This window comes from Klebsiella sp. 2680 (assembly GCF_900198535.1).
Classification (GTDB): domain Bacteria; phylum Pseudomonadota; class Gammaproteobacteria; order Enterobacterales; family Enterobacteriaceae; genus Klebsiella; species Klebsiella indica.
In genome coordinates this window covers 1242793-1263201 of the sequence record NZ_FZNJ01000001.1, presented here as the reverse complement: position 1 = coordinate 1263201, position 20409 = coordinate 1242793, and the positions used below count along the sequence as shown (strand labels likewise).

The 20409-nt window shown below is 49.4% G+C and carries 20 protein-coding genes and 1 tRNA gene; 12 read left to right on the top strand and 9 right to left on the bottom strand.

The genetic code is table 11. The annotated features are described in order from the left end of the window. Positions 1 to 29 precede the first annotated feature (29 nt). Positions 30 to 806: a UDP-2,3-diacylglucosamine diphosphatase gene (lpxH, locus tag FN037_RS05995; protein ID WP_138357940.1), complete on the bottom strand. Its 777-nt coding sequence runs from the start codon at positions 804 to 806 to the stop codon at positions 30 to 32. A gap of 3 nt (positions 807 to 809) precedes the next feature. After that, positions 810 to 1304: a peptidylprolyl isomerase B gene (gene ppiB, locus FN037_RS05990; protein ID WP_004130079.1), complete on the bottom strand. Its 495-nt coding sequence runs from the start codon at positions 1302 to 1304 to the stop codon at positions 810 to 812. 173 nt (positions 1305 to 1477) lie between these two features. Here ppiB and cysS point away from each other — a divergent pair, with 173 nt between their 5' ends. Continuing rightward, positions 1478 to 2863, top strand: coding sequence for a cysteine--tRNA ligase (gene cysS, locus FN037_RS05985; RefSeq protein WP_142501737.1), 1386 nt, complete (start codon positions 1478 to 1480; stop codon positions 2861 to 2863). 155 nt (positions 2864 to 3018) lie between these two features. Next, entirely contained in the window at positions 3019 to 3762 is a 744-nt protein-coding gene (locus FN037_RS05980; RefSeq protein WP_142501736.1) for an SDR family oxidoreductase, read from the top strand. Between the two features lie 33 nt (positions 3763 to 3795). Here the strand turns inward: FN037_RS05980 and ybcJ are convergent, their stop codons facing one another. Together ybcJ and folD are read right to left on the bottom strand one after the other, a co-directional pair. After that, complete coding sequence (ybcJ, locus tag FN037_RS05975; protein ID WP_142501735.1) at positions 3796 to 4008, bottom strand: ribosome-associated protein YbcJ; 213 nt, start codon at positions 4006 to 4008, stop codon at positions 3796 to 3798. A gap of 1 nt (position 4009) precedes the next feature. Beyond that, a complete protein-coding gene (folD, locus tag FN037_RS05970) occupies positions 4010 to 4876 on the bottom strand; it encodes a bifunctional methylenetetrahydrofolate dehydrogenase/methenyltetrahydrofolate cyclohydrolase FolD (RefSeq protein WP_138357927.1) in 867 nt (288 codons plus the stop codon). Between the two features lie 343 nt (positions 4877 to 5219). Here folD and FN037_RS05965 point away from each other — a divergent pair. Then, a tRNA-Arg gene (locus FN037_RS05965) sits at positions 5220 to 5296 on the top strand. Positions 5297 to 5562: 266 nt separating this feature from the next. Here the strand turns inward: FN037_RS05965 and FN037_RS05960 are convergent. Together FN037_RS05960 and FN037_RS05955 are read right to left on the bottom strand one after the other, a co-directional pair. Beyond that, positions 5563 to 7983, bottom strand: a complete 2421-nt coding sequence (locus FN037_RS05960; protein ID WP_142501734.1) for a flavocytochrome c — start codon at positions 7981 to 7983, stop codon at positions 5563 to 5565. A gap of 5 nt (positions 7984 to 7988) precedes the next feature. Then, complete coding sequence (locus FN037_RS05955) at positions 7989 to 8627, bottom strand: NADPH-dependent FMN reductase (protein WP_260607807.1); 639 nt, start codon at positions 8625 to 8627, stop codon at positions 7989 to 7991. 117 nt (positions 8628 to 8744) lie between these two features. On the opposite strand from FN037_RS05955, the gene FN037_RS05950 reads away from it, so the two are divergent. From FN037_RS05950 to FN037_RS05930, 4 genes are all read left to right on the top strand, one after another. Next, complete coding sequence (locus FN037_RS05950; protein ID WP_138357921.1) at positions 8745 to 9698, top strand: LysR family transcriptional regulator; 954 nt, start codon at positions 8745 to 8747, stop codon at positions 9696 to 9698. Next, positions 9695 to 10627, top strand: a complete 933-nt coding sequence (locus tag FN037_RS05945) for an FAD:protein FMN transferase (RefSeq protein WP_138357919.1) — start codon at positions 9695 to 9697, stop codon at positions 10625 to 10627. Before FN037_RS05950 ends, FN037_RS05945 begins: the two co-directional genes overlap by 4 nt. A gap of 322 nt (positions 10628 to 10949) precedes the next feature. Continuing rightward, the gene (locus FN037_RS05935) at positions 10950 to 11312 is read left to right on the top strand and encodes a hypothetical protein (protein ID WP_138357915.1); all 363 of its coding nucleotides are present in this window, start codon (positions 10950 to 10952) and stop codon (positions 11310 to 11312) included. Positions 11313 to 11371: 59 nt separating this feature from the next. After that, on the top strand, positions 11372 to 11710 hold the full coding sequence (locus tag FN037_RS05930) for a hypothetical protein (protein WP_138357913.1): 339 nt from the start codon (positions 11372 to 11374) through the stop codon (positions 11708 to 11710). Positions 11711 to 11844: 134 nt separating this feature from the next. Here the strand turns inward: FN037_RS05930 and FN037_RS05925 are convergent, their stop codons facing one another. From FN037_RS05925 to FN037_RS05915, 3 genes are all read right to left on the bottom strand, one after another. Continuing rightward, positions 11845 to 12777, bottom strand: coding sequence for a LysR family transcriptional regulator (locus FN037_RS05925; RefSeq protein WP_138357911.1), 933 nt, complete (start codon positions 12775 to 12777; stop codon positions 11845 to 11847). Between the two features lie 103 nt (positions 12778 to 12880). Further along, positions 12881 to 14119 (bottom strand): MFS transporter, encoded by a 1239-nt coding sequence (locus tag FN037_RS05920; protein WP_171034782.1) that lies wholly within the window; start codon positions 14117 to 14119, stop codon positions 12881 to 12883. Between the two features lie 38 nt (positions 14120 to 14157). Further along, positions 14158 to 15345 carry a M20/M25/M40 family metallo-hydrolase gene (locus FN037_RS05915; protein WP_171034781.1) on the bottom strand — a complete coding sequence of 396 codons (1188 nt, stop codon included), beginning with the start codon at positions 15343 to 15345 and terminating at the stop codon, positions 14158 to 14160. 407 nt (positions 15346 to 15752) lie between these two features. Between FN037_RS05915 and FN037_RS05910 the strand changes: the two genes are divergently transcribed. From FN037_RS05910 to FN037_RS05890, 5 genes are all read left to right on the top strand, one after another. Next, positions 15753 to 15938, top strand: coding sequence for a hypothetical protein (locus tag FN037_RS05910; protein ID WP_138357905.1), 186 nt, complete (start codon positions 15753 to 15755; stop codon positions 15936 to 15938). Positions 15939 to 16302: 364 nt separating this feature from the next. After that, on the top strand, positions 16303 to 17013 hold the full coding sequence (locus FN037_RS05905) for a FadR/GntR family transcriptional regulator (RefSeq protein ID WP_138357903.1): 711 nt from the start codon (positions 16303 to 16305) through the stop codon (positions 17011 to 17013). After that, positions 17000 to 18166, top strand: coding sequence for a PLP-dependent transferase (locus FN037_RS05900; protein WP_138357901.1), 1167 nt, complete (start codon positions 17000 to 17002; stop codon positions 18164 to 18166). Before FN037_RS05905 ends, FN037_RS05900 begins: the two co-directional genes overlap by 14 nt. A 20-nt stretch (positions 18167 to 18186) precedes the next feature. Further along, positions 18187 to 19461 carry an ABC transporter substrate-binding protein gene (locus tag FN037_RS05895; protein ID WP_142501733.1) on the top strand — a complete coding sequence of 425 codons (1275 nt, stop codon included), beginning with the start codon at positions 18187 to 18189 and terminating at the stop codon, positions 19459 to 19461. 24 nt (positions 19462 to 19485) lie between these two features. Continuing rightward, positions 19486 to 20406 (top strand): carbohydrate ABC transporter permease, encoded by a 921-nt coding sequence (locus FN037_RS05890; RefSeq protein ID WP_185929220.1) that lies wholly within the window; start codon positions 19486 to 19488, stop codon positions 20404 to 20406. Positions 20407 to 20409 lie beyond the last annotated feature (3 nt).

Here is a 20409-nt window from a genome sequence, read left to right as displayed (position 1 = left end):
ACGGTATCAGTATACACTCTCAAGTGCTTTTATCCTGGATTCAGCGCTTGAGAGGAATTTGGTTCGGTAATCAGGGGCGCATCCTGAAAAGGAAAATAAATCAGCTCAACATCTTCAGGCGTCACTTTGACCATGGAGCCTTCGTGATGCCAGGCGCCGAGCACCACACGATAAGCGGTTATGCCGTTGGCTTGTAACTGATGAATGGCAGGGCGATGCGTATGCCCGTGAATCAGCCACTGAACGCGATGCTTCTCCATGATATCAACTACCGCCTGCGGATTTACGTCCATAATTTCCAGAGACTTGCTGCTGTTGGCCGCTTTGCTGTCGGCGCGCATTCTGGCGGCGATACGGCGGCGGAGAAACAGCGGCAGAGCCAGAAACAGGCGCTGGATCCAGGGATTGTGGACTTTTGCGCGAAAGGCCAGATAGCCCGCATCGTCGGTGCACAGGGTGTCGCCGTGCATAATCAGCACTTTCCGCCCGTAGAGATCGAGAAGCTGTTCTTCCGGCAGCAGGGTCATTGCGCTTTCGCGGGCAAATCGCTTGCCGACGAGAAAATCGCGGTTGCCGTGGATGAAGTAGCAGGGGACGCCGCAGTCGGCTAATGCTTTGAGGGAGGCGGCGATTTGCCGATGCAGCGGGTTCGGATCGTCATCGCCGATCCAGGCCTCAAACAGGTCGCCGAGGATATACAGGGCGTCCGCCTCGCGGGCTTCCCCCTGTAAAAAGCGCAGAAAACCGGCGGTAATCGCCGGTTCTTCCGTTTGCAGATGCAGGTCCGCAATAAAAAGTGTCGCCACGAATTACTCGCTGACGGTGACGCTTTTGATCACAACATCTTCTTTCGGCACATCCTGGTGCATGCCGCTACGGCCGGTCGATACCGCTTTGATTTTGTCGACAACATCCATACCTTCCACGACTTCTGCGAATACGCAGTAGCCCCAACCCTGCAGGCTTTCGCCGGAGAAGTTCAGGAAGTCGTTATCGGCGACGTTGATGAAGAACTGAGCGGTAGCGGAGTGTGGGGCCTGAGTGCGGGCCATTGCCAGAGTGCCGCGGGTGTTTTTCAGACCGTTGTTGGCTTCGTTCTGAATCGGAGATTTAGTGGTTTTTTGATTCATACCCGGCTCAAAACCGCCACCCTGAATCATAAAGCCATTGATAACACGGTGGAAAATGGTGTTATCGTAGAAACCTTCGCGACAGTAGTCCAGGAAGTTTTTAACTGTTTCCGGCGCTTTGTCGTCAAACGTCTTGATTACGATATCGCCATGATTGGTGTGGAAAGTAACCATTTTTGCATCCTGTTCCGATGATTGTGGTGCCTGCACCCGGTGTCGGGTGAGATATAGTGGGGTGTTATAGCATAACCGCGGAGTTGGATCACCTTGCAATGTGTGCTGCTTCAGGATTGAATTAAGGTTAGAATACGCGGCTTATATCCACACACGTCTACATGGAATCTTCGATGTTAAAAATTTTTAATACACTGACGCGCCAAAAAGAGGAATTTAAACCTATTCATGCCGGGGAAGTCGGCATGTACGTGTGTGGAATTACCGTTTACGACCTCTGTCATATTGGTCACGGCCGTACCTTCGTCTCGTTTGATGTCGTTTCCCGTTACCTGCGTTTTCTCGGCTATAAGCTGAAGTATGTACGTAATATCACTGATATTGACGATAAAATCATTAAACGTGCGAATGAAAACGGTGAAAGTTTTGTCGCTCTGGTGGATCGCATGATTGCCGAGATGCATAAAGACTTCGACGCGCTGAATATTTTGCGCCCGGATCAGGAGCCGCGTGCGACCCACCATATTGCGGAAATCATTGAGATCACCGAGCAACTGCTCGCTAAAGGCCACGCTTACGTCGCCGACAATGGCGACGTGATGTTCGATGTGCCGACCGATCCGAACTACGGTCAACTGTCGCGTCAGGATCTCGACCAGTTGCAGGCGGGCGCTCGCGTTGATGTGGTTGATGTTAAACATAACCCGATGGACTTCGTATTGTGGAAAATGTCGAAAGAGGGCGAACCGAGCTGGCCGTCGCCGTGGGGAGCAGGGCGTCCAGGCTGGCACATTGAGTGTTCAGCGATGAACTGCAAACAACTGGGCAACCATTTTGATATTCACGGCGGCGGTTCGGATCTGATGTTTCCGCATCACGAAAACGAAATCGCGCAGTCCACCTGCGCCCACGACGGTGAGTATGTCAATTACTGGATGCACTCCGGGATGGTGATGGTTGATCGCGAGAAAATGTCCAAATCGCTGGGCAACTTCTTTACCGTGCGCGATGTGCTGAAGTATTACGATGCGGAAACCATTCGCTACTTCCTGATGTCCGGCCACTACCGCAGCCAGCTGAACTACAGCGAAGAGAACTTAAAGCAGGCGCGCTCCGCGCTGGAGCGTCTGTATACCGCGCTGCGCGGAACCGATAAAACCGCAGAGCCAGCCGGTGGCGAGGCGTTTGAAGCGCGCTTTATCGACGCAATGGACGACGATTTCAACACCCCGGAAGCGTATTCTGTGCTGTTCGATATGGCGCGTGAAGTGAACCGTCTGAAAACTGAAGATGTTGCCGCCGCTAACGCCATGGCGGCGCATATGCGTAAGCTCTCTTCGGTGCTGGGCCTGCTGGAGCAGGATCCGGACGCTTTCCTGCAGAGCGGCGCGCAGGCGGATGACGGTGAAGTGGCGGAAATTGAGTCGCTGATCCAGCAGCGTCTGGATGCGCGTAAAGCGAAAGACTGGGCGGCGGCGGATGCCGCACGTGACCGTCTCAACGAAATGGGTATTGTGCTGGAAGATGGCCCGCAGGGGACGACCTGGCGCCGTAAATAACCGTATTCTCTCTTTTTTGCCGGGGCTATCCCCGGCTTTTTTTGCCCCGATTCAGGCAAATGAACAGATCTTCGCACCTGATTTTTGCATTCTTCCATTCCCGTAAAGCCGCTAACGCGCTAGCGTGAAGCTAAATATCATAAGGGAGAAGACGTATGCAGAAGGTGGCGCTGGTTACCGGGGGAAGTAAAGGTATTGGCTATGCAGCGGCGAAAGCGCTGTATCAGATGAACTACGTGGTGGTCGTGGTGGCGCGTAACGAACAGCCGCTTATTGAGTGCGCTCAGGGGCTGGACGCGGAACGATTTGTGCCAATTGTTGCCGATGTGACCGACCCTCAGCAGGTAGAGGCGCTTTTTCAGCGTATCAGCCGACATTTTGGCCGTCTGGATCTGCTGTTTAATAATGCAGGCAATAATAGCCCTGCTAAATCGATTGAAGAGATCCCGTTTGAAGAGTGGCAGCGGGTATTTAATCTTAACGTGCATGCCAGTTTCCTCTGCGCCAAAGAAGCTATCAAGATCATGAAACAGCAGCAGCCGATGGGCGGACGTATTATTAATAACGCCTCCATTTCTGCAACTACGCCACGCCTGTACAGCGCACCCTATACCGCCTCGAAGCACGCGATTACCGGGCTGACTAAATCCATCGCGCTCGATTGCCGACAATTTAATATCGCCTGTGGGCAGATTAACGTCGGCAACGCCGAAACGCAGCTATCTGCACGAATGCGTAAAGGCGTTTATCAGGCAGACGGGACAATTGCGGCCGAGGCGATGATGGATGTGGCTGACGTTGCGGCGGCGATTCAGATGATTGCGGCATTGCCGCCAACGACAAATGTGCTGGAGCTGACGATTATGGCGAACAAAATGCCGTTTGTCGGACGGGGATAATTGTTAAGGCGCCGGGTTGCGGCGCCAGTGCTTTTACGCGGTAACGGTAACGCTCTGACCTTCAAAACTGACCGTTTGCCCGGCGATGATTTTACAGCGTTTGCGGGTTTCTACCGCGCCGTCGACTTTGACCAGACCGTCAGCAATGGCGATTTTCGCCTGCGCTCCGCTTTCGCTCCAGCCTTCCAGCTTCAGCAGATCGCACAGTTCAACGTGCGGGTGCTTGCCTAAAGAAAAATTCGCCATCTCAGGCCTCCTGAATATCGTGGTACTCTTCGCACGCCTGCAGCGTGTTCTGAATGAGAGTGGCAACGGTCATCGGACCAACGCCGCCGGGGACCGGCGTGATGTATGATGCGCGTGCGGCGGCGTCTTCATAAACCACATCGCCAACCACTTTGCCGTTTTCCAGTCGGTTAATCCCGACATCTACCACGATCGCGCCTTCTTTGATCCACTCACCCGGGATAAAGCCGGGTTTGCCCACGGCGACGATCAGCAAGTCGGCGTGTTCGACATGATGACGCAGGTTTTTAGTAAAGCGGTGGGTGACGGTAGTGGTGCAGCCCGCCAGCAGAAGTTCCATACTCATCGGGCGTCCGACGATGTTGGATGCGCCTATGACCACCGCGTTCAGACCGTAGGTATCGATGTTGTAACGTTCAAGCAGGGTGACGATGCCACGCGGGGTGCACGGACGCAGGCGCGGCGCCCGCTGGCACAGGCGGCCGACGTTATAAGGATGGAAACCGTCGACGTCTTTGTCTGGCGAAATGCGTTCCAGAACTTTGACATTGTCAATGCCGGCGGGGAGCGGTAGCTGGACCAGAATGCCATCAATAGTGTTATCGGCATTCAGTGTGTCAATAAGTTCCAGTAACTCTGCTTCACTGGTGGTTTCCGGGAGATCGTATGAGCGGGAGACGAAGCCGACCTCTTCACACGCTTTGCGCTTGCTGCCGACATAAATCTGCGATGCCGGGTTGCTGCCGACCAGTACGACGGCTAATCCTGGTGCGCGTTTTCCGGCCGCAACGCGAGCCTTTACTTTTTCCGCAACTTCAGAGCGTACCTGCTGCGCAATCGTTTTACCGTCAATAATTTTTGCTGCCATCAGAGAGAGGATTCCATCTGTATCTTTACGAAAGGGGGATGACGATATTTTGTCAGAAGCCAGCCTCGCTGTCAGTCTTCGTTTAAGATTTTATCTTCCTTTGGCATAATGAGTGATGAATAATGTTTTTATCCGCATCGTCACAGGGACAAAAAAAGCGCATTAAGACAGAATTAAAGTTAACGTGCAGAAACATGGAGTTGGACAAACTTTATACGCCTTTCGCCGTATAATCAGGCAGGTTACGCAGGCAACCGGGGGTTCACGGCAAAATACATTGACTCACCAGACGTGGACCGTATAATTCCGGCGATTGCATATCATGAAGTTGCCACTTCTCAATGCGCCCTTAGCTCAGCTGGATAGAGCAACGGCCTTCTAAGCCGTAGGTCACAGGTTCGAACCCTGTAGGGCGTACCATTTGTTATCAATAGATTAGGCAAGTTTTAAGCCTGCCTGATTTCCTCCTGGCGTCGTAGTGGTGTCGTTATCTCCCAAAATTGCATCAATTTTCATCACGTGATCTGTCAGGTGATTGGGTTGCATCGTCACTCTTTCATTATCACCACATCAACTCTCGTCTGCTAAATCCACAGTTATATGGTGGATATTTTCATGTTTCGCATTAAAAAGAGATTAACCCACATTGGGTTAATCTCTCCGGTTAACGACGACCCCACGCTAAGTCAGTTCATTTCTGCAAGCGCTGTCTGGCCTGCAATTCGGCCAAAAGTAAAAATGTCAGTCAGTGCATTACCACCGAGGCGGTTACCGGCGTGGATACCCCCTGCGACTTCGCCGGCAGCATAGAGGTTCTTAATCGGTTGGTTGTGTTCATCCAGAACCCTGGTGGCGGCATCAATCTTCAGGCCGCCCATGGTATGGTGAACAGCAGGTTGCCTCGGTGTGGCATAGAACGGCGCTTTTTCTACCTTTAAGCTAAACGTATCTTTGTGGAATTCAGGATCTTCACCAGCTTCAACATAGCGATTGTATTTGTTGATGGTATCCACGAGTACATCCGGGTTCATGCCGACATTAAGCGCCAGTTCTTCCAGCGTATCTGCCCTAAAGAGCGTACCGGCTTCAACCTGGCGATCAATTTTCTCCTGACTGGTATTCGCAGCCGTTTTCTTGATCTCATCATCAGCAATCAGATAGAAAAGGCCGCCTTCAGCCAGTGCGGCTTTGGTTAAAACATCTCGTCCGGCAAATTCATTGATGAAACGTTTCCCCTCTTTATTTACAATGACGAAGTTCTCTGGTGGTACCTGAAGGCCACTGAAGAGCTCGCCTGTATTCGGGTCGGCCACCGGCATCATTTGGGTGAAGCCCATGCCGGTTAAGGCTGCGCCCACTGACTGACCCAGAAGGATACCGTCACCTGTCATCGCGTAGGAATTGGTTGTCTTGATGTCGTCAGCAATATGGCTCCAGTAGGTGTTGTACTGTTTCAGCATCCTGGTATTTGCACCAAAACCACCGCTGGCCAGAATCACCGCTTTAGCATGAACGGTAATTTTTTGTCCGTTTACACCTGTCGCGATAATCCCTTTAATTTCACCCTTTTCGATGAGAAATTCTTTTGCCGGACTATCGGTAATAATGGTGCCAGACATCTCTTCAATGTATTTGCTTAATGCCAGAATAAAGGCGGTACCATATTTTTTGACCGGTTTATGACCTCGACGCCATAGTGCGCCAACAGGAGCGAAAACGATCTCTTTGTTATATTCAACACCAATATCTTCAAGCCATTTAACGCTCTCTAAGGCTCTGTCGGTCAGAATCTTAACCAGGTCGTATTGGCCGTAGATGCTGTTTCCCTGAAGATCAGTACGCTTGCCACCGAAGTAAGTCTGCATTCTGTGCAGCAGCGGAGAGTCAAACAGAAAGCCTTTGTTATCGCCAAATTGCGCCTGGTAGGCAGCAAATTCGGCTTTCAGCGCTCTGAAATCAGCCAGATACTCCTGGTGAATATCACGTTCATCGGTGTTTAACAGCGCCTCGATAGTATGTCTTTCGCCCGGATTTTCCTGAAATGTCTTCTGCCACTCAGGGTCTGCAGCATTGACTGGACCACCGCTACGAATCGTGTTGCCGCCAACCGCGGGGTATTTTTCAAGAACGATGGCACGCTTGCCTTGTTGTAAGACGGTTGCCGCCGCGCTTAAGCCAGCGCCACCTCCGCCAACGACAACCACATCACAGGTGTACTCTTCATCGCTACGGTTCAAACTGCTGGCTGGTTTTGGCCGTTTCTTTAAGATGTCAGGGTTCACACCGGCCAGTTTAACGGCTTTGGCAACACCATCAATTACCGCGTGACTTGTCTCTGATGCGCCAGAGAGCGCATCCACATTCAGGGTCTGACCCTCGATTATCTTGTCAGGAATTCTCACAAACACGACGTCAGCCAGACCTTCTGTCTCACCGGCGGTGTCAATATAAATGCTTTCGATTTTCTTTTCACTGAAGGAAACCTTCATGGGAAGGGCGCCTCCATGGCCTGATGCATGTACTTCATAGGTGCCAGGGACGAAAGAAAAATCTTCTTCTTCATTTAATTGATTCGAGATTTTGGCAAAACGCATGAATCTCAGGAAGCAGATTTCCAGAAAGTCGATAGTTCCTTCGTTGTTCAACTGACCCTTCTCGTCAAAGGCCGTATTGGCATTACCCAGCAAGAATTCGTAGCCAGGCATCACATTGGCATTGACCCCGGGCGCATCGAGTATCTGCCGAAGGTGCAACTGAGCGCGAGAAGAGCCTTGATAATCGATCGACGCGCCCAGAATCATAACCGGCTTGTTATCCAGAGGATGAAGTTCGTAGCTTAACCATTCCAGAACGCTTTTCAGGCTGGAAGGAATGGAGTGGTTATATTCTGGTGTGGCAATAATGACGCCATCGCTTGCCACTATTTTTTCATTAATCTCCAGGAGCTGTGGATTGTTAGACGGGCAGTCCTGGTTAAACATCGGGACTTCGTTGATTTCTAACAGCTCAATTTCAGCTTTGTCTTTAAAATGCGCTTTCATAAACTGAAGCAGCATTCGGTTATAGGACTTTGGCGACGTGGTTCCAACAATTGCAGTAAATTTCATTTCTCTTATGCCCCCTGAGTTTGCCAGGCGAATTTTTTGTCTTTTTTGATTACTGACCTGTCTGATAACAATTTTGTAATAAGTTCGGTAAACAGAACAAACTCTCTAAAAATCTCATCGAGTTCAGCTAACTTGGCTTTATTGATTAAAATGCCTCCTGCATCAAAGGCGCTTTGTGATTTTCCTAACAGGAATTCGCTGGCAGGCATAAGTCGAGCGGATAATTCAGGGGAATCAAGAATTTGACGAAGATGGGCCTGAGCGCGGGACGAGCCGAGAGCGCCATGGGAAGCCCCCACTATCAAGACGGGCTTATCCGTGAGCGCCTGACTGGTATAACTGATCCATTCTAATGCGCTCTTTAAGGCTGCGGTGATGGTATGGTCATACTCGGGGGTAGCGATGATCACACCATCAGCCTGACGGATTTTAACGGACAAGGCTTCCACTTCCTGAGGAATCTGCTCATCTTCGGCTTCATAAAATGCCGGAAGATCTTTGATTTCACAGAGTTCTATCCGCGCCTCTTCTTTAAAATGTTCTTTCATAAATTGCAGCAACATGCGGTTTGTTGACACACTAGAATTGGTGCCAACAATTGCTAAGTAGTTCATATTAAAGGTTTCCTGTGCTGTAATAACCATAAAAAATATCCTGGTATTGTTTTAACACAGTATACAAAAGCTATCTAATAACTCTTCATTAGTACATGATAAGTAATTTGTTATAATGTTGGGGTAAAGGGCCCGGAGGGGAAGAAAATGTTAAAATATAAGAATCAAAGTGCCTTATGTTATATAGATGCTTTGCTTAAGTTCAGCAACTACAGCAAGGCTGCCGAGTCCCTCTATATATCCCAACCTTATTTAACTCAGGTCATTAAACGGATTGAAGCAGAACTGAATTGTCAGATTATCAACCGCCATGAACTGCCTTATCGTTTAACTGAGCAGGGTAAGATTTATTATGACTATCTCGGTTCACTCGAAACGATTTACTCCAATATGCGCAGGCAAATCAATGTGATAACGGATAGGGGGAAGACGACGATAAAAATCGGTATCTTACCCAGTATCGGCACTTACCTGATCCCGCTTTTTTTGCCGAAATTTCTGGCCCTCTATCCCGAATGTCAAATCGAGCTGGTGGAAGATATACCAGAAAACAATGAGAAAAGGCTGTTAAAGAGTGAAGTGGACTTTTGGATTGGACAAAACTCAAGTCGTCTTGCTCCCGCTGTTTGCGCCGTTTCCTGGGGGAAGCATCGGTATTATGCCGTGATCCCCAGCTCCAGCGAGCTTTATCAGGAAGAGACCGCCACTCTTGCGGAAGGGAGTATTGCCATAGAGGACCTATTGAGACAGAAGCTTGTGTTAACGTCTAAGGGATCGGCCATCAGAATGCAGATCGATCACCTGCTGGGTATTTATAAAATAAAGGCCAATATCATTGTCGAAAGCAGTGAAATAGCCACGGTGAAAAATCTTGCTATGGCCGGTATGGGCCTTACTTTTGTCCCTGAAAGTGTGGCCATAGAACCCTCCCCCTCACAATATAATATCTATGAACTGCCCGTTGACCAGTTGAACATAGATTACTTCATCGCGCATAACCGCAACAGGGAACTGTCGGCGATTGATATGGATCTGCTTGATTCATTTCTGCGTTATAAAGATACCGCCCAATACTCACGTCGTGAGAAGGAGAATGCATGACAGAGGCCAATAAAGCGATCGGTCTTATGGGAACCCGGATTCACCTTTATTTTAAGGGGGATCAGGCTGAGAAGTGGCTAGCAGTGGCGTGTGACATGTTAAAGCATTACGAGCACGTCTTTAGCGCCAACAGCGAATTGTCTCAATTGTCTGCGTTGAAAATCACAGCGGCCAAAGAGCCGGTCGTTGTGGATCCGGATTTGTATGAATTGATCAAGACAGGGAGAGATCATAGTCTGGAACCCAATAGTTTTTTGAACATTGCGATTGGCCCCCTGGTTAAGCTTTGGCGGATTGGCTTTGCTGAAGCAAGCGTCCCGAGCCAGCATGAGATCCACCGGGTTCTGACGCGCCTGGATCCTGCAGATATCATCCTGGATGATGAGCAAAAATCGGTGTTTTTTGCCAAAGAGGGCCTTGAAATAGATTTGGGGGCCATCGCGAAAGGGTATTTCAGCGATAAGATCATGGATTTCTTCAAAGAAAAAGATCCTGTTTCCGCCATGATTGATATTGGTGGCAATGTGCTTGTTTATGGAGAATCACCTAAAAAAAGCTCCTATTGGGATGTCGGGATACAGAATCCCTTTCTGCCAAGAGGCCACTGTGTTGCAAAGATCAAGGTAAGAAATCAGTCGGTAGTGACTTCAGGGATCTATGAAAGGACCTTCGAGCACGAAGGTAATAAATACCACCATATTTTTGACAGCCGCAGCGGCTATCCAGTGGAGAATAATATTGCTTCTTTAACTATTATCTCTGATAAATCAATAGATTGTGATGTCTACACGACGAAGCTATTTGGCCTGGATGCGAAAACTATTTTACAAACGGTCAATAAAATAGAGGGGATGGACGCTATTGTGATTACCGTTGATGGACAATTAGCCACCACTTCCAACCTGAGGGAAAAAATAACCCTGGTTTAGAGCCTATCCCACCAGGCGTTATTGGCGCAGCCAGTTTGAACACGGCCAGCGCGGAAGAACCGGAGCGTACACGTAGTACGTGAGGATTCTGAGCACTGCCCAGGTTCAAAATGACAAGCAAAATAGTCCTAATGGGCCAGGCTCTTAGGTTGTTTTATCGGATAATGCTGTAACCTTCACCAGCCACTATGGTGGCGGCTTTTCTCTGGCTGGCAGTCGTATTTCCGTTCAAAAAAATAATCCGTGTCAGGATATTATTGACGTAACGTATAAGAATGTGCGTTTAGTATGAGCGGCATTTATTCAAAGGAGATTTATGTAGATGAATAAAGCTGTTATAAGCATCCTGGCCATCATGTTGTGTGGCTGCGTGGATCCCGGTCGCGTTGGAATTCATCCGGAATTGAAAACAGTGTATTTCAAAGGACAAAAGCACTCGGTAGAAAATTGCCTGTACTCAGCGGCGCTCTCGCAGAAACTGTCGCTAATGAGGGATGATCCTTTGCCAGGTGGAACGGATCGTTACGATTTACAGGACGCTAACGATGAAGATGTGGCGTGGGTTGATATCTCATCCTTTGGCGGAAAACAAACCAGTGTGAACTTTTATTATGCCCCCAATGCTCCCGATGTGCATAAAGCCATTTCATCGATGATAGCCATTTGCCAGAAAGAGCTTGAGTGACGAACACGTCCATGTGACGGTTAACCGTAAACAAATATTGCGTTAATGGGAGAATCAGTTTGGCATTTAAATTAATGGCGGCTACTGGCGCAGTACTGATAGTGATTGCTACAGTTTTGTTTCTCCCCCAAATACTCCGTGAGGCGCAAACTAATACTGAAATAGAAGAAATGTTACAACATCCCGACAGTACTTTTATTATTTTTAGTAAATGTAAAAAGAACGTTTCAGATGTTGACCAATGCTATAACGCATACAGTGCTGCTGTACGACTTGCCGACGCCAAAAACTGTACGTCGTCCGGTATTGAGCTTAAACGTAAATTTAAGAGACTTGTGGAACATTCGAAAGAACGCGATATTGAGAATGAAATCAGCAAAGAATGCCAGTTGAAATGATAAATTCTTATGCTATCAATCTGCTGTGACAGCGGCCAGAGTCAGGCTTGTTGCGCCGCTGTCAGTTTATCGGCGTGGTTTCTCTGATTTTTCCCGGTGCTGCCTGTCAATCTGGTGGAGTACAACGGCATTATTTACACAGGATTAAAACGCGCCTTTATTGTAGAAATAATACAGTGAATTAAAAATTCACCAGCATGGTTTACGGGTTTAGCGGGTGAACGAAGGAGGACCAGTTTTAGGTTTGGCAGGGAAAAACACGGCGCTGACTGGTATAAATCTAACGCTCGCATACGGACGAATCCCGGGGCGTTTTGAAAAAGCGCCTTCGGTACGACGGCAATACAATCTGTACTCTGCAATAGTTTGTAGCATATCAATGTATCGACCAGCATAACTGAAAGAGGTTTTTCAATCCCCTGATTGACAATACATTGACTAATAAAACTATCGGCTTCTTCGAAGGAGTCAATGGTTATCAGCCATTCATAATGGCTTAATGTCATCTTAGGATCCCGGGACTGGAATATAGGATGATTTTCTCGTGCGACAAATCCCTGCGGAAGGCTAAAGAGTTCTTCAACGGCTATTTGATCCTGATCCCAGAACCAGTCTTCCATCAGCAGCGCAATGGCGTAATCCATTTTGCTGGATTTTAATGCTGGCGTGATGTTGCTGAGCAGGCCATCGGTGAACTGGAGTTGAACGTGACTAAAGCGCGAACGAAACCATTTATAAGCTTCGTCGAGCACCGTGGTGGCGATAAGGGGTGTGACGCCAACACGCAATACCCCATAATCGCCGGTTTTGGTATTATCAATCGCAGCCTTTGCCCAATTCATATTGGCCTGGATTGAGCGAAAATAGGGCTCAATACGTTTGGCCGTATTGGTTAATTTAATCCCTCCCCTGGTCTGGCGTACGATTAATTGGCTACCACATTTTTCTTCAAGCTCTGAGAGCGCTTTTGTGACTGCACTTTGCGAAATCGCTAATGATCTTGCTGCCGCCCGGATCCCTCCGTGATCGATAATGGCTAAGAAATATTGAATCTGGTTGGTTTTCATTTCCTTCTCCACTTGTCCTTGAGACGACAGCGCTTTTCGCGTATTTCTGGAATAAACGTCAACCTGGAAGAGCGCTATCTGAGCTATTCACTATTTTATGCGATTAGCGAGTCACGACCTCAGGAAATTCCTGGGATTTGCGACGCAACAACAGAAGACAGGACATGAGCGACAACATACCCATCACCGCAAGGGAAATGAAAATATATGAATACTGTTTATTATCAACAAAATAGCCAAAGAGCGGTTGGATAATGATATCCGGTGTATAGGAGAAAATCGATACCAGCCCGATTGCCGTACCGGCGATCGACAACGGAATTTTGCACTCCGACATAATTGAGAACATTGATGCATATAAGGTACAAACGAAAAATGCTGCGACCATCGTCAACAGCATTACCGGTACTATCATGCCTGCATCATCACCGATTGCAATAACCGCGATCAGGCAAACAATAGCGACAGGACCTGCGATCGTGAACCATTTTAACGTCGATTTCATCCAGCGATCGGCAATAATACCGGTGAGCGGCGTGAGCGACATAAAAATATAAGAGCGTACCAATGAGAGCGTGCCGGAAACTTCATCACTGATACCAAAGGCGGATGTCAGATAAGGCGTAAAGAACGTGATCCCCACGTAAAGTGAATAGGTACAAAACATCACGATAGCAATTAGCCAGATTACAGGCATCTTCATGACTGAATAGGAGTCTTGTAATGTTGGTAGCTTGCCGCCTTTACCCTCAATGGTCTCTTTGATATCGCGCAACAGATATAACAACAAGAAGGCTACTGCGGCATTAGCGATAGCAGAAACCATAATACTCCAGAAGAATCCGGTTGCTGCATCGCTGGCAGCGAGCATCCCATAAACCTTGATTGTGATATATCCCGCCAGCGCGCCAGTCAAACCATTAGAAGCATAGTAAATGCTATATGCCGTGCTGGTCCTTTCTCCACCAATCGTGCGCACGGTTTTCATGATCGCCGGCCAGGCGAGGAAAATTGAACTAAAAGCCAGCAGGAACCAGATGATCAATGAAAATGTATAGGAGCGATAGGTAAATGCATAAACTATCGTTAATAGCGTGGTACTAATAAGTGACCAGAAAATACACTTTTTACTCGATAGACGATCGGCCAGAATGCCACCTGGAAGTAACAGGAAAAGGCAGGCTACAGCAAATATGGTGACAAGATAACCTAATGCTTGCCCGGATGTTCCAGTGTTTTCTACCATTTGGTTAAAAAAATAATACTTCATATAGGGCAGGAGATAAATAGTTCCGCCACACATACCTAATACTATTAACCTAATAATATCTTTAAGTTTCATTGTAATAGTCTCTACCATTGATTAGCTGCAATCTTCTTTTAGGCGGTCACTGCCAGCGTAAAATCAGCACGAATAGTGGTGAAACGTTCTTTTTCGGTAATAAATTTCAGGAAAGTATGCCCTAATACTTTCCCACCATTTTCAATAGTGGTATTGATAGTCGGTTTAATCATTTCGGCCGCCAGTTCTTTGGTATGTAATGGATAGTTTTGCTCACAAACGGCCAGAATGGGGTGCATGGATGGACAGGCATAGCCGACATTACCAATATCGGTAGAGATGGTGATCGGGATAGTCGGTTCGTTTTTTATACCCAGTTCATTAAAAACTTCACACACTGTATCAGTACCCGTTTTTAAATACGGCATGTCCGCAAATTCATTGCCTACAAATTCAATTTCATATTGCGTATCCGTCATTATGGCGGCGCCCTTAATGCAATTAAGAACTTTTGTTTTTATTTCCTGTAAATACGATTTGCGATCGTGTCGTAATATAAACTCAAGTTCGCAAAAGTCTGGAATTGAGTTGCTGACGGTACCGCCGTTAACCACATAATAAGACATGATCGTCCCAGGTCGCAGTTGCTGGCGGAGGAGTCCGCAGGAAGTCATCAACAGTGTTGCCGCATCAAGGGCATTTTTGCCGAGAAATGGCGCGGCGGCGGCATGAGAACTGACTCCACGATAACGAACGCGGAAAGCGCTAAGTGAAACAATCTGATAATTTGCCGTTGAAACGCCGCTGCCCATGTGGATCATCATGGCAAAATCGTATTTATCGAAAATACCTTTTGCTACCATGGGGACTTTCTGACCAGTGTATTCTTCATCAGGTGTGCCGATGATATCGATATCTACATCTAACGCATCCTCAATTTCTTTTAGCCCGGCAGCGGCGAGTAATGAAATGGACCCACTGGCGCAGTGTCCGCAGGCATGACCAATATCCGGTAAAGCATCATATTCGGCAATAATTACCATTTTATATTGAGCATTCGCCTTCTTAACGACATGTGCGAAATAGGCATAGGGAATATCACAATAGTTTTTTTCAACCGTAAGCCCAAGCGTTGTTAAAAAACGAATATGTTCTTCTGACGAACGTTGTTCATTACCCGATATTTCGGGATGTTCCGCCAGGCAAATATTGACCTGCTGAGCCCGTGGAGCATGTTTTTTTAACGCGATATCAAAATCATAGGTTAACTTATCATATGTTTTCATCTCATTCTCCAGAGTGAGTAATATTAAACAATCATTGGTCTGCCTCACCAATAACACCATTTGATATCAATATATATAAGAGGCCTGTAGCTGTCGTTAGCATAAAAATAAACGCGTTCTATTTTAATGAACAGAGAAGACGGGTAATCTATACCCTAAATAATTCGAGTCGCAGAATAAGACAATGAGTCATTTTGAATAGCGCCTGACGGACCTTGTGGGATGAGATCCAGAAATGGGCCGCGTTATTGTCAACGCACATACCCTCTGAAGTATGACGGGTATACACAAGAAGGTGTACAGATGCACTGATTTAACGGAGAGATAAAGGAACGCGTTAGCGCGATGGTGTACCATCACCATATTCCGCGATCCAAACGGCGGGAAAACCATCAAAGGAGCGCGTTTTGATTAAGGATTATCTGATAGTTGCTTACCTTACCGCCATTGCCTGTTGGCCGGTGACCTTGACGTTGATTGGCGTCTCCGCCTGGATTGCGTTCTATACTCGCCGCCGGATGACTGGCGTTATCCTTGCTGTCTTATTCGTACTGGTGGCCGTTGCTGCATGGCAGTTTGAACATTACATGTAGCACCAAACCGTCTCATCTTTATAGCGGCGGTCGTTTATATGCCGGCACCGCCGTTCCGGTGTACGAGGCCGCATCCGTTGTGCACTCTCAGGCCCGCGGATGTTTGCGCGTGACGGCCTCGTTAATCCGTGTTGCGGCCATTATTGCCGCGCTTGTTCCCCTGTCGCCTGCGCCAGGCATACGCTTCTCTGTTAATCGCTCATTTGCCGGGATCTGCGCTGGTGCAAAACCGATTAATTTGCACCACAAACAACCAGACTCATCATCCAGAATAAAAAAACTCATTTAAATTCAATGATAAAAAATATGGCCTGCTTATTGCTTTAACTATTGGTAGAGATGTTGGACCAATTAAGGCAGGGCGATGAACACATCAGCAGCGCTTTCTCCTATTTCCACACCGCAGAGCGATACGTTGATTCTCGATGCGTTGACGCGTTATATCGCGCAATCTGGCATCCAGACTGGCAGCCGTTTACCGCCTGAACGGATTCTGGCGGAGAAATTAGGCGTAAGCCGCAACACGGTACGTGAAGCGCTTAAACGCTGGGAAGCGCTGGGAATTATCCTGCGCAAAAAAGGCAGCGGTACCTTCCTGCAGGTGGATATTGGCATCAACGATAGCTTTCTCTCACTGCGCTTTAAAAACGACTCGACCAATATGCTCCACGCCCTGGAAGTGCGCCGTATTATCGAATCGGAATCCTGCGTGCTGGCGGCTCAGCGCGCCACCGCAGAGGATCTTGCCGAGATTGAGCGGCGGCTGGATGAGGTGGAACGCGTACACATGGCGGTCGGTTCTGCGGGCGCGGAAGACTGGGCCTTTCACGCCAGCATTTATCGCGCCTCCGGTAACCCATTACTGCTTCAGATGCTGAACGGCGTCTACGACTCGCTACACGCCTTTTTTGAGTCGCCGCCTGAACAGGCGCTGTTTGCTGACTCCTTACCCCTGCACCGTGAGCTCTTCAACGCCATTCGTCAGCGCGACAGCGAAGGGGCACGGGCTATTTGCCACCAGATTCTTGATATCACTGAACGCGACATGAAGGATGTGATTAATGCCAAACGCTAAACCGCTTGAGAAGCAAACCCTGCTTACCCATGATCTGCGCCATGAAAAAGGGGCTGTATCCCCACCGATTTACCAATCATCGCTCTTCACCTTCAGCGATTATGACAGCATGATCGCGCGTTTCCGTGGCGAGAACGATCAACCACTCTACTCCCGCGTCGATAACCCGACGGTAGTCGCGCTACAGGATAAAGTGGCGGCGCTGGAGGGCGGTGAAGCCTGTCTGGCGTTTAGCAGTGGTATGGCGGCCATCAGCAACGCGATTCTGAGCGTTGTCTCGCCTGGCGCAAAGGTGGTTTGTATTAATCATGTCTATCCTGACACTTACCGTTTCCTGCGCGGCTTCTGCCATCGTTTTGGAATCGACACCGAGTTTGTTGATGGCGGCGATCCTGAGGCAATACGCGCGGCGTTGCCTGGTGCCAGTCTGTTATACCTGGAAAGCCCAGCAAGCTGGGTGATGAGCGAACAAAATCTTAAGCAACTCTCTGCTCTGGCGCGTGACGCCGGGGTGACCACCATTATTGATAACAGCTGGGCTTCGCCGCTGTTCCAGCAGCCTCTGGCCTGCGGGATCGATATCGTGGTGCATTCGGCCTCGAAATACATCAGCGGCCATAGCGATGTGGTTGCGGGGCTGGTGATTTCCAGTCGGCAGCACATCGCCAATATCAGTCGCCACATCAGCCCGTATCTCGGGGGAAAACTGTCTGCCCAGGAAGCGTCATTGCTACTGCGCGGATTACGTACCCTGCCGCTGCGCATGCAGCAACATCATCGCAGCGCGCTGACGCTGGCGAAAAATCTCCAGGCCCACCCGCAGGTGACCGCGGTTTATCACCCCGGACTGCAACCGCCGTCGTGGTCATCCCTGAGCGGCTACAGTGGGCTGTTTTCATTTGCCGTGGCGGAATCTATTGATATCCCGAAACTGTGCAACGCCCTGCAACTGTTCCATATGGGGGTGAGCTGGGGCGGATTTGAGAGCCTGGTGATGCCGGCCATTTCCGTTATCAATCAGGACAGCGCGTTTAATTCCGCTGTTGATTTTGCCGTTTCCCCCCGCCTGATCCGCATTTCAGTCGGTCTCGAAGATACCGCGGATCTGTGGGCCGATCTACAACAGGCCCTCACCGCCGCAACGCACGCATAAACCACCCTGGAGAGAATGCAATGACACATCCCTTCACGCTGAGAGCGCTGATTCTGGCAACCGGACTGACCATGGCGTTGAATAGCATGGCCGCCAAACTGACGGTGGTGGAAGTGATCACCAGCCCACCGCGTACCGAGCTGTTGCAGAAAATGCTCAATGAATATAAGGCGCAACATCCTGGTACGGAAATCGAATTGATTTCGCTTCCATGGGGGCAGGCTTTCGAGAAACTCGGGACGATGTTACAGAGCGGTCAGATCCCGGATGTGGTGGAGATGCCTGATACCTGGCAGGGCCTCTACGCCAGCAACAACATGCTTGAGGACCTTGAACCACGGATGAAAAGCTGGGAAGGCACGGGACAACTTACCGCTAAAACCTTAGCGATGGCGCGTGCCGCTAACGGCAAGGCCACCATGATCCCTTATGGCTTCTATATGCGGGCGCTGTTCTGGAATAAGAAACTGTTCAGAGAGGCGGGTCTGACCGAGCCGCCGAAAACCCTGGAAGAATTTGCCAGCGATGCGAAACGGATCAGCGCGTTAGGTCACGGCATCAGCGGTTACTGTCTGCGCGGCGGCGTCGGCGGCACCAACGCCTGGATGATGTTTATGACGGCCATGAACGGCTCGCCGGCGTTTTTTGATAAAGAGGGCAACAGCACGTTAACGCAGCCTGGGGCGATTAAAGGCGCACAGCTTCTGGTGGATATGTATCAGCAAGGCGGGGCGCCAAAAGACAGTATTAACTGGGGATTCAATGAGATCGTCTCCGGTTTCTATTCCGGCAAGTGCGCCATGCTGGATCAAGATCCCGATGCGCTGATCGCCATCAAAAATAGCATGCCAGCAGATGATTTCGCCGTCGCGCCAATGCCGGTAGGTCCATCGGGCAAAGCCTTCCCGACGATTGGCTACACCGGATGGGCGATGTTCAGACAAGGCAAGCAGAACGATCTCGCCTGGCCGTTGATCGCCTTCCTCAGTAATAAAACGAACAATCTGGCGTGGGCGAAATTTGTCGGCACGTTGCCCATTTATCAGGGTGCTGAACAGGACCCCTTCTATAAAACCCCCCAGTTTTCCGGTTGGTTTAAAGAACTGAACGATCCGAATTATGTGCCGTTGACCATGCCTACCCATCTGAAAGGCTGGGGATATTTCAACTCGGTGATCGTCAAAGAAAGCTCGCAGGAGACTCTGCTGGGAGAGAACGACACCGCAACGATGGTGAAGGCGTGGGCGAAATACCTCACGAAAGAGCAGAAAGCATGGCTTGCTGCGCAGAAATAATGGCCTTCATGAGGAACGATGCTGATGCTTGATACGTCATTGCCGGCCAGCAACATGCGTTCTCGTCGCCAGCGATGGGCGAGAATGCTGGAGCCCTGGTGCTATCTGTCGCCGGGGCTGGTACTGATCGCCGTATTTATTTTTGTCCCTATGGCGATCGGTATTTCCTATGCATTTCAGAGCATGAACTTGCTTAACCCGATGGAGAACGGTTGGGTTGGCTGGGATAACTTTTCCGCCATGCTCGATGACCGGCGCTTTTTTAAAGCGCTTGGTCACACCCTCAACTGGACGCTGAGCTCGCTACTGTTGCAGTTCTTTTTCGGGCTGCTACTGGCGCTGTTGCTCAATCGCGAGTTTCGCTTTCGGCGCTGGGTGCAGGCGCTGGTGTTCTTGCCCTGGGCCGTGCCGGCGTTTCTCTCCGGGCTGACATGGTCATGGTTGTTCAATCCGGTGGTCGGGCCGTTGCCGCAGTGGTTAAGCGATTCAGGCATCCTGAGCCAGCCCTACAACATTTTGTCCGATCCGCAACTGGCAATGTGGGGGCCAGTGATCGCCAACGTCTGGTTCGGTATTCCATTTTTTGCCATCACCCTGCTGGCCGCGCTGCAATCTATTCCACAAGATTTGTATGAAGCGGCGGCAATGGACGGGGCCAGCGGCTGGCAGCAGTTTCGTCGCGTAACGCTGCCGTTCCTCGCGCCGATGATTGCCATCACCGTGATGCTGCGCACTATCTGGATTGCCAACTTTGCCGACCTGATCGTCGTGATGACCGATGGCGGACCTGCGGGCTCCACCGCCATTTTATCGAGCTACATCTTTACCACTGCCTATCGCAAACTTGATTTTGGCTACGCCTCGGCGATGGCTGTGTTTCTGCTACTGCTGATGACCGTCTATGCGCTGGTATTGCTGCGTATTCGTCATCAACTGTTGAAGTAAGGA

What these genes read in the sequence shown, in the direction of transcription:
- FN037_RS05895 (WP_142501733.1), top strand. Translation starts at nt 18,187, where the DNA reads ATGACACATCCCTTCACGCTGAGAGCGCTGATTCTGGCAACCGGACTG.
- FN037_RS05960 (WP_142501734.1), bottom strand. Translation starts at nt 7,983, where the DNA reads ATGAAATTTACTGCAATTGTTGGAACCACGTCGCCAAAGTCCTATAAC.
- FN037_RS05920 (WP_171034782.1), bottom strand. Translation starts at nt 14,119, where the DNA reads ATGAAACTTAAAGATATTATTAGGTTAATAGTATTAGGTATGTGTGGC.
- FN037_RS05980 (WP_142501736.1), top strand. Translation starts at nt 3,019, where the DNA reads ATGCAGAAGGTGGCGCTGGTTACCGGGGGAAGTAAAGGTATTGGCTAT.
- folD (WP_138357927.1), bottom strand. Translation starts at nt 4,876, where the DNA reads ATGGCAGCAAAAATTATTGACGGTAAAACGATTGCGCAGCAGGTACGC.
- FN037_RS05925 (WP_138357911.1), bottom strand. Translation starts at nt 12,777, where the DNA reads ATGAAAACCAACCAGATTCAATATTTCTTAGCCATTATCGATCACGGA.
- FN037_RS05890 (WP_185929220.1), top strand. Translation starts at nt 19,486, where the DNA reads ATGCTTGATACGTCATTGCCGGCCAGCAACATGCGTTCTCGTCGCCAG.
- FN037_RS05915 (WP_171034781.1), bottom strand. Translation starts at nt 15,345, where the DNA reads ATGAAAACATATGATAAGTTAACCTATGATTTTGATATCGCGTTAAAA.
- ybcJ (WP_142501735.1), bottom strand. Translation starts at nt 4,008, where the DNA reads ATGGCGAATTTTTCTTTAGGCAAGCACCCGCACGTTGAACTGTGCGAT.
- FN037_RS05900 (WP_138357901.1), top strand. Translation starts at nt 17,000, where the DNA reads ATGCCAAACGCTAAACCGCTTGAGAAGCAAACCCTGCTTACCCATGAT.
- cysS (WP_142501737.1), top strand. Translation starts at nt 1,478, where the DNA reads ATGTTAAAAATTTTTAATACACTGACGCGCCAAAAAGAGGAATTTAAA.
- FN037_RS05945 (WP_138357919.1), top strand. Translation starts at nt 9,695, where the DNA reads ATGACAGAGGCCAATAAAGCGATCGGTCTTATGGGAACCCGGATTCAC.
- FN037_RS05950 (WP_138357921.1), top strand. Translation starts at nt 8,745, where the DNA reads ATGTTAAAATATAAGAATCAAAGTGCCTTATGTTATATAGATGCTTTG.
- ppiB (WP_004130079.1), bottom strand. Translation starts at nt 1,304, where the DNA reads ATGGTTACTTTCCACACCAATCATGGCGATATCGTAATCAAGACGTTT.
- FN037_RS05935 (WP_138357915.1), top strand. Translation starts at nt 10,950, where the DNA reads ATGAATAAAGCTGTTATAAGCATCCTGGCCATCATGTTGTGTGGCTGC.
- FN037_RS05905 (WP_138357903.1), top strand. Translation starts at nt 16,303, where the DNA reads ATGAACACATCAGCAGCGCTTTCTCCTATTTCCACACCGCAGAGCGAT.
- FN037_RS05955 (WP_260607807.1), bottom strand. Translation starts at nt 8,627, where the DNA reads ATGGTTATTACAGCACAGGAAACCTTTAATATGAACTACTTAGCAATT.